The organism is Clostridium paraputrificum (assembly GCF_900447045.1).
GTDB classification, from domain to species: domain Bacteria; phylum Bacillota; class Clostridia; order Clostridiales; family Clostridiaceae; genus Clostridium; species Clostridium paraputrificum.
Genome location: NZ_UAWH01000007.1, coordinates 1 through 8,206 on the forward strand (window position 1 = coordinate 1; position 8,206 = coordinate 8,206).

3 protein-coding genes, 2 tRNA genes and 4 rRNA genes are annotated in these 8,206 nt (G+C 41.2%); 1 reads left to right on the forward strand and 8 read right to left on the reverse strand.

From position 1 onward, the window contains the following. Both DR024_RS04775 and DR024_RS04780 read right to left on the reverse strand, forming a co-directional pair. Positions 1-1,322 (reverse strand): 16S ribosomal RNA (locus DR024_RS04775); the annotation flags it as partial. A 562-nt stretch (positions 1,323-1,884) separates the two neighbouring features. Next, positions 1,885-2,694 carry a pyruvate, water dikinase regulatory protein gene (locus tag DR024_RS04780; RefSeq protein WP_027099222.1) on the reverse strand — a complete coding sequence of 270 codons (810 nt, stop codon included), beginning with the start codon at positions 2,692-2,694 and terminating at the stop codon, positions 1,885-1,887. 132 nt (positions 2,695-2,826) lie between these two features. Here DR024_RS04780 and DR024_RS04785 point away from each other — a divergent pair, with 132 nt between their 5' ends. Further along, positions 2,827-3,576: a signal peptidase II gene (locus tag DR024_RS04785; protein WP_111918252.1), complete on the forward strand. Its 750-nt coding sequence runs from the start codon at positions 2,827-2,829 to the stop codon at positions 3,574-3,576. A 92-nt stretch (positions 3,577-3,668) separates the two neighbouring features. Here the strand turns inward: DR024_RS04785 and DR024_RS04790 are convergent. From DR024_RS04790 to DR024_RS04815, 6 genes are all read right to left on the reverse strand, one after another. Next, positions 3,669-3,744: transfer RNA gene (locus tag DR024_RS04790), tRNA-Lys, on the reverse strand. Between the two features lie 5 nt (positions 3,745-3,749). Then, positions 3,750-3,866 (reverse strand): 5S ribosomal RNA (rrf, locus tag DR024_RS04795). A 137-nt stretch (positions 3,867-4,003) separates the two neighbouring features. Next, a complete protein-coding gene (locus DR024_RS04800; protein ID WP_055185309.1) occupies positions 4,004-4,951 on the reverse strand; it encodes an L-lactate dehydrogenase in 948 nt (315 codons plus the stop codon). 76 nt (positions 4,952-5,027) lie between these two features. Next, positions 5,028-5,103: transfer RNA gene (locus DR024_RS04805), tRNA-Lys, on the reverse strand. Between the two features lie 5 nt (positions 5,104-5,108). Next, positions 5,109-5,225: ribosomal RNA gene (gene rrf / locus DR024_RS04810) — 5S ribosomal RNA — on the reverse strand. A gap of 59 nt (positions 5,226-5,284) precedes the next feature. Beyond that, positions 5,285-8,182: ribosomal RNA gene (locus DR024_RS04815) — 23S ribosomal RNA — on the reverse strand. Positions 8,183-8,206 lie beyond the last annotated feature (24 nt).

An 8,206-nucleotide genomic window follows, 5' to 3' on the forward strand; every position in this document is an offset into this window, starting at 1 on the left:
ATTACTAGTAACTCCAGCTTCATGTAGGCGAGTTTCAGCCTACAATCCGAACTGAGACCGGTTTTATAGTTTTGCTCCACCTCACGGTATTGCATCTCGTTGTACCGGCCATTGTAGCACGTGTGTAGCCCTAGACATAAGGGGCATGATGATTTGACGTCATCCCCACCTTCCTCCCGGTTAACCCGGGCAGTCTCGCTAGAGTGCTCAACTAAATGGTAGCAACTAACAATAAGGGTTGCGCTCGTTGCGGGACTTAACCCAACATCTCACGACACGAGCTGACGACAACCATGCACCACCTGTCTTCCTGTCCCCGAAAGGACTTCCCACATTACATGGTAATTCAGGAGATGTCAAGTCTAGGTAAGGTTCTTCGCGTTGCTTCGAATTAAACCACATGCTCCGCTACTTGTGCGGGCCCCCGTCAATTCCTTTGAGTTTTAATCTTGCGACCGTACTCCCCAGGCGGAATACTTAATGCGTTAGCGGCGGCACAGAGGTCATGACAACCCCTACACCTAGTATTCATCGTTTACGGCGTGGACTACCAGGGTATCTAATCCTGTTTGCTCCCCACGCTTTCGAGCCTCAGCGTCAGTTACAGTCCAGAAAGTCGCCTTCGCCACTGGTGTTCTTCCTAATCTCTACGCATTTCACCGCTACACTAGGAATTCCACTTTCCCCTCCTGCACTCTAGATTTCCAGTTTGGAATGCAGCACCCAGGTTGAGCCCGGGTATTTCACATCCCACTTAAAAATCCGCCTACGCTCCCTTTACGCCCAGTAAATCCGGACAACGCTTGCCACCTACGTATTACCGCGGCTGCTGGCACGTAGTTAGCCGTGGCTTCCTCCTTGGGTACCGTCATTATCGTCCCCAAAGACAGAGCTTTACAACCCGAAGGCCGTCATCACTCACGCGGCGTTGCTGCATCAGGGTTTCCCCCATTGTGCAATATTCCCCACTGCTGCCTCCCGTAGGAGTCTGGGCCGTGTCTCAGTCCCAATGTGGCCGATCACCCTCTCAGGTCGGCTACGCATCGTCGCCTTGGTGAGCCGTTACCTCACCAACTAGCTAATGCGCCGCGGGCCCATCTTATAGCGGATTACTCCTTTAATTGCTACTTCATGCGAAGCTACAATCTTATGCGGTATTAATCTTCCTTTCGGAAGGCTATTCCCCTCTATAAGGCAGGTTGCCCACGTGTTACTCACCCGTCCGCCGCTAATCCGTTCCCGAAGGAACTTCATCGCTCGACTTGCATGTGTTAGGCACGCCGCCAGCGTTCGTCCTGAGCCAGGATCAAACTCTCAATAAAAAGTTTAATCTTGCTACTTGATTTCTCAAGTTTACTCGTAAAAAAGAATTGCTGGTTTTTAACTTTATATTCTGTTCAATTTTCAAAGACCAATCTGTGTGTCGCACTCAAGCGACTTTTTTATCTTATCACCTTGTCGAAATCTTGTCAACAACTTTTTTCATTTTTTGTTGTTTACATATTTCGTATCAGCGACGTGTTTTATATTATCATATTCTTTTTATTCTTATTATCATTTTACAGTTATTATACTAATATAATTCTTATTTTCTAGTTAATTCTCAATAATTCAAAATTCTACATATGTAGATACACCTGGTATAGTTTATTGGATAAGTCTTGTAATCTTTCTATTATGTACTTAAATATATAGATCCCTGGTGAGTTATGTTAACCTTAATATATAGAAATTTCTAAGATTACTGTTACTCCCTCAACTTTATTCTTTATTAATGAAGTTATTAATGATGATAATATAATATTTTTTAGTATAAGTCTTCAGTAACATTAATGTCCTATAAAACAAAAAAGATGCATTAATGCATCTTTTCCCCATTATATGTTAATTATTATTTTTGCGTCCTAGTGATTCTAATATTATCAGCGCAGTATCCTCTATTGCTCTTTGTGTTACATCTATTGTTTTACATCCTATCCTCTTAATTATTCTATCTGCAAAATCAAATTCTTCTAGCACTCTTGCATCTCCTGCATATTCGATATCAGAGGAAATTCTATGAAACTTATCTAGTCTTCGTTTTCTTATCTCTATTAGCTGTAGTGGATTTATAGTAAGACCAAATATTTTCTTTTTGTCTATTTCAAACAACTCATCTGGTACACCAACCTCAGGTACTAATGGAATATTAATAGCTTTTAACCCTTTGTTAGCTAAATACATACATAAAGGTGTTTTTGATGTTCTTGATAACCCTACAAGAACTACATCAGCATTCTTTAGTCCTCTATAATCCTTACTATCATCATACTGCATAGCAAATTCCATAGCTTCTATTCTCTTAAAGTATTCCTCATCAGTATTCCACATAGCCCCAGGATTATAATTGGGAACTTCATTCAATAAAGTAGACGCTACATTTATTATAGGCCCTAATACATTAATTACAAATATATTTTTTGCAATAGCTTTCTCTGTTAAATATTCTCTTACATTAACAGTAATTACTGTTGATATTATCATTGCCTTCTCACATTCTGAAACTAAACTGATAACATCTTCTACGTCCTCTAATGTTTTTACATATGGAATCCTTCTTACTTCTACCTCTTTTCCAAATTGACTTGCAGCTGCTACGGCTACTTGATTAGCTGTTTCGCCAATTGAATCTGAAACTGCAAAAATTGTTAACATTCTCATTCCCTCTTTCGTAGTTTTCTTTTATACTCAAATTCAATTATACCTTAAAAACCATTTATAGTGAATTTTCTAACTCCTTATGTTAAACTTTAAATATACTTGAATACTTAAAACTTGGAGGTCTAAATGAAGAACTTAAAATATCTTACTATTAGTATTCTTCCATTAATGTGGAGTGTATACTTTTTATTTGAAATACTAACTGGTAGAGTAAAAGATTTACCTACCATAATTGGGAACATAGCTCTTATCATTCTATTTGCTTTAGTAGGTTTCTATTTCTATAAACTTAGTCAAAAATATCCTCAGGGATTTAAATGTAAAACAATAATTATTATCTTTTCTATATTAATGGTAATAGACCAGGGGATTAAATTAATAATAAAATTTTTCTTCTTTGAAGACTATATAGATATAATTAAAGGTTTTTTAAGCTTTAATCCTATTATTAATACAGATGGCTCTTGGCTTAATGCGAGATTTAGTACTGGCATAAGCTTTCCTTTACTTATTTTTGTAAACTTCATTGCTATCGTTTTATTCTTTGAACTATATAGATACTATCTTTCTAATGGGAATAATAGTTTTTACGGAGATATGTGTTTTCTATTTATATTTAGCGGATCTTTATGTTCCTTAATAGATAAAATCTTCTATGGAGGAAGTTTAGACTTTATTGGTATTAGCAATTTATTTATTGCAGATATAAAAGATATTTATATTAATCTTGGTATACTATTCTTCATAATATCAATTGTAATAAGCGGGTACTTAACTGAAGATGATAATACTTCTTTTAAGGAAGACTTAGCTAGTATAAAGAAGTTTCTTATTTTCTCAAAAAATGATATTTTATCACTATTTAAAAATAATTAATAAAAAAAAGGATTTTACATTTGTAAAACCCTTTTTATATATAATGCTAAGCAAGTTCTTATTAGAGAATACTTCATCGTGAAGTGACCCTTTGGTGACCTACCGGGGAATCGAACCCCGGACACCTTGATTAAAAGTCAAGTGCTCTACCGACTGAGCTAGTAGATCATATTACCTGGCAACGTCCTACTCTCCCACACGGTTTCCCATGCAGTACCATTGGCGCTATAGAGCTTAACTTTCCTGTTCGGTATGGGAAGGAGTGTTTCCTCTATGCCATCATCACCAGATTTTTTAAGCAATAACTCTTGCCTCAACAAGTCCTAATTATATATGGATTAGTTAAGTAAGTCAACAACTTTTTATATAAAATTTAAAAATAGTATAGTAATAACCCTAGTTATTACCATACTTTGTCTATTTATGGTTATTTTAGTTTAGAAATGTATTCTCTTATTACATCACATGAATCAGTAAATTTATCATATTCTCTATCTGTCATATCTATTTCTACAATTTCTTTTATTCCTGATTTATTTAATACAGCCGGTACCCCAGCATATATATCTTTCTGATTGTACTCTCCATCTAAAAAGGCTGATACAGGCATTATCTTATTCTCATCGTTTAATATAGCCTTTATAATAGCTACTATAGCCGTTGCAATTCCGTAATAGGTAGTGCCTTTTCTATTATATACTTCCCATCCTGCTTTTGCAGTATCTAAAACCAGCTTATCTAAGTCTATGTCTCCAAACCTTTGCTTATTATCTTCAACTACCTTTAAAAATGGTTTTCCTCCTATATATACATGAGACCAAGGTACCATTTGAGAATCTCCATGTTCCCCCATTGAATATGCTTGAACGCTTCTAGGATCTACATTAAATAAATCTCCAATGAAGTTTTTTAATCTTGCAGAATCTACAGATGTTCCAGTTCCTATAACATGACTTTTATCTAATCCAGATAATCTGTAAACATAATAAGCTATTATATCTGCTGGGTTTGATGCTACAACAAAGTGTCCCTTAAAACCACTCTTCATTATAGGGTTAATTATAGATTCTACTATTTTAGCTGAAAGTTCTAATGTGTCTAATCTTGTTTGACCCTTTTTAGGAGGTGCTCCTGCTGTTATTACCACAACATCAACATCGCTACACATATCATAACTGCCTACTTCAATCTTTGTATTCTTATTTAAGTATTCTATACAATGTTGTAGGTCCATTACTTCCCCTTTTGCTTTTTCTTCATTAATGTCTATCATTAAAATATTATCACACACACCTTGAGTTATGAGACTAAAAGCTGTACTTGACCCAACTAATCCAGTTCCAACAATTCCTACTTTCTTGTTTTTAAAAGACATGTTTATCCCTCACTTCTCATTTGTTATTTATTAATTTATTATACAAAAAAACCTTAGAATATTATTCTAAGGTTTTTGGTGCGCCATCAGGGATTCGAACCCGGGACACCCTGATTAAGAGTCAGGTGCTCTACCAACTGAGCTAATAGCGCATATTACTTGGCAACGTCCTACTCTCCCACACAGTCTCCCATGCAGTACCATCGGCGCTATAGAGCTTAACTTTCCTGTTCGGTATGGGAAGGAGTGTTTCCTCTATGCCATCATCACCAAATATTCTTTTTTCAGAGTTGTTCTCTGAAAATTGCACACAATTATTGAAATATTTTTAACTTGGTCAAGCCCTCGACCTATTAGTATCAGTCAGCTACATACATTACTGCACTTACACCTCTGACCTATCAACCTCGTGTTCTTCAAGGGGTCTTACTAGCTTATGCTATGGGAAATCTCATCTTGAGGTGGGCTTCACGCTTAGATGCTTTCAGCGTTTATCCCTTCCCGACTTAGCTACCCAGCTGTGCTCCTGGCGGAACAACTGGTGCACCAGAGGTCAGTCCATCCCGGTCCTCTCGTACTAAGGACAGCTCCTCTCAAATTTCCTACGCCCGCGACGGATAGGGACCGAACTGTCTCACGACGTTCTGAACCCAGCTCGCGTGCCGCTTTAATGGGCGAACAGCCCAACCCTTGGGACCTACTTCAGCCCCAGGATGCGACGAGCCGACATCGAGGTGCCAAACCTCCCCGTCGATGTGGACTCTTGGGGGAGATCAGCCTGTTATCCCCGAGGTAGCTTTTATCCGTTGAGCGATGGCCCTCCCACGAGGTACCACCGGATCACTAAGCCCGACTTTCGTCCCTGCTCCACTTGTGGGTGTCGCAGTCAGGCTCCCTTCTGCCTTTGCACTCTTCGAACGATTTCCGACCGTTCTGAGGGAACCTTTGGGCGCCTCCGTTACTTTTTAGGAGGCGACCGCCCCAGTCAAACTGCCCACCTAACAATGTCCTGTCACCAGATTCATGGCATCCAGTTAGAACCTCAGTACTGTCAGGGTGGTATCCCAAGGACGACTCCATCAAGGCTGACGCCCTGATTTCCCAGTCTCCCACCTATCCTGTACAGACAATACCGAAATTCAATGCTAAGCTACAGTAAAGCTCTACGGGGTCTTTCCGTCCAATCGCGGGTAGCGAGCATCTTCACTCGCACTACAACTTCGCCGGATTCACAGTTGAGACAGTGCCCAAGTCATTACGCCATTCGTGCGGGTCAGAACTTACCTGACAAGGAATTTCGCTACCTTAGGACCGTTATAGTTACGGCCGCCGTTTACTGGGGCTTAAGTTCACACCTTCGCTTGCGCTAAGTGTTCCCCTTAACCTTCCAGCACCGGGCAGGCGTCAGCCCCTATACATCAGCTTTCGCTTTAGCAGAGACCTGTGTTTTTGCTAAACAGTTGCTTGGGCCTATTCTCTGCGGCCTGCTCTCACAGGCACCCCTTCTCCCTAAGTTACGGGGTCAATTTGCCTAGTTCCTTAACTGTGATTCTTCCGTCGGCCTTAGGATTCTCTCCTCATCTACCTGTGTCGGTTTGCGGTACGGGCACTACATCTCTCTCTAGATGCTTTTCTTGGAAGCATGGAATCAAGTACTTCGGTTCCGTAGAACCTTCCCCATCACGCCTCAGAATTGTTAAGATGGATTTGCCTTTCCTAACTCCCTAAACGCTTAGACTAGCATCCAATAGCTAGCACACTCTATCCTTCTCCGTCACACCATCGATAATAACGATCAGTAGTGGTATCGGAATATCAACCGATTGTCCATCGCCTACGCCTTTCGGCCTCGGCTTAGGTCCCGACTAACCCTCAGCGGACGAACCTTCCTGAGGAAACCTTAGATATTCGGCCTGTGGGATTCTCACCCACATCTCGCTACTAATGCCAACATTCTCACTCGTAATCAGTCCACCGCTCCTTACGGTACGACTTCAGCCCGATTACGACGCTCCTCTACCGCTCACACATAAGTGTGAACCCGTAGCTTCGGTGGTAAGTTTGAGCCCCGGACATCTTCGGCGCAGGATCTCTCGACTAGTGAGCTATTACGCACTCTTTTAATGAGTGGCTGCTTCTAAGCCAACATCCTAGTTGTCTTAGAAATCCCACATCCTTTTCCACTTAACTTACACTTTGGGACCTTAGCTGACGATCTGGGCTGTTTCCCTTTTGACTACGGAACTTATCTTTCGCAGTCTGACTGCCGGACTAATAGTATGTGGCATTCGGAGTTTGATAAGGTTCGGTAAGCGCTATGCCCCCTAGCCCATTCAGTGCTCTACCTCCCACTACTCATATCCGACGCTAGCCCTAAAGCTATTTCGAGGAGAACCAGCTATCTCCGAGTTCGATTGGAATTTCTCCGCTATCCACAGCTCATCCCATGCTTTTTCAACAGCAACGTGGTTCGGTCCTCCACGGGGTTTTACCCCCGCTTCAACCTGGCCATGGATAGGTCACCCGGTTTCGGGTCTACGGCATGCAACTAGTCGCCCTATTAAGACTCGGTTTCCCTTCGGCTCCGTACCTTAAGTACTTAACTTGCTACATACCGTAACTCGTTGGCTCGTTCTACAAAAAGCACGTCATCACCTCATAAGGGGCTTTGACCGGTTGTAGGCACACGGTTTCAGGTTCTATTTCACTCCCCTCCCGGGGTTCTTTTCACCTTTCCCTCACGGTACTGCTTACTATCGGTCATCAGGTAGTATTTAGCCTTGGGAGGTGGTCCTCCCTGCTTCCCACAAGTTTCACGTGTCTCGTGGTACTCTGGATCAGAACTTGATTATTATGAATTTCACTTACGTGGCTATTACACTCTATGGCTTGACTTTCCAGTCATCTTCAATTATCCATAACTTCTCGTTAATGTTCTGTCCGCAACCCCGGAAATAAATTTCCGGTTTGGGCTCTTTCCCTTTCGCTCGCCGCTACTAAGAAAATCGATTTTTCTTTCTCTTCCTCCAGGTACTTAGATGTTTCAGTTCCTGGGTTTACCTTCCATAAGCTATGTATTCACCTATGGTATGGGTTTTTCCATGTGAGTTTCCTCATTCGGAAATCTTCGGATCTCTGGCTATGTGCGCCTACCCGAAGCTTATCGCAGCTTATCACGTCCTTCATCGGCTCCTGATGCCAGGCATTCACCATGCGCCTTTGTAGTTGACCTATTGTCATGATATTAGTTTTAAA

What these genes read in the sequence shown, in the direction of transcription:
- DR024_RS04780 (WP_027099222.1), bottom strand. Translation starts at nt 2,694, where the DNA reads ATGTTAACAATTTTTGCAGTTTCAGATTCAATTGGCGAAACAGCTAAT.
- DR024_RS04785 (WP_111918252.1), top strand. Translation starts at nt 2,827, where the DNA reads ATGAAGAACTTAAAATATCTTACTATTAGTATTCTTCCATTAATGTGG.
- DR024_RS04800 (WP_055185309.1), bottom strand. Translation starts at nt 4,951, where the DNA reads ATGTCTTTTAAAAACAAGAAAGTAGGAATTGTTGGAACTGGATTAGTT.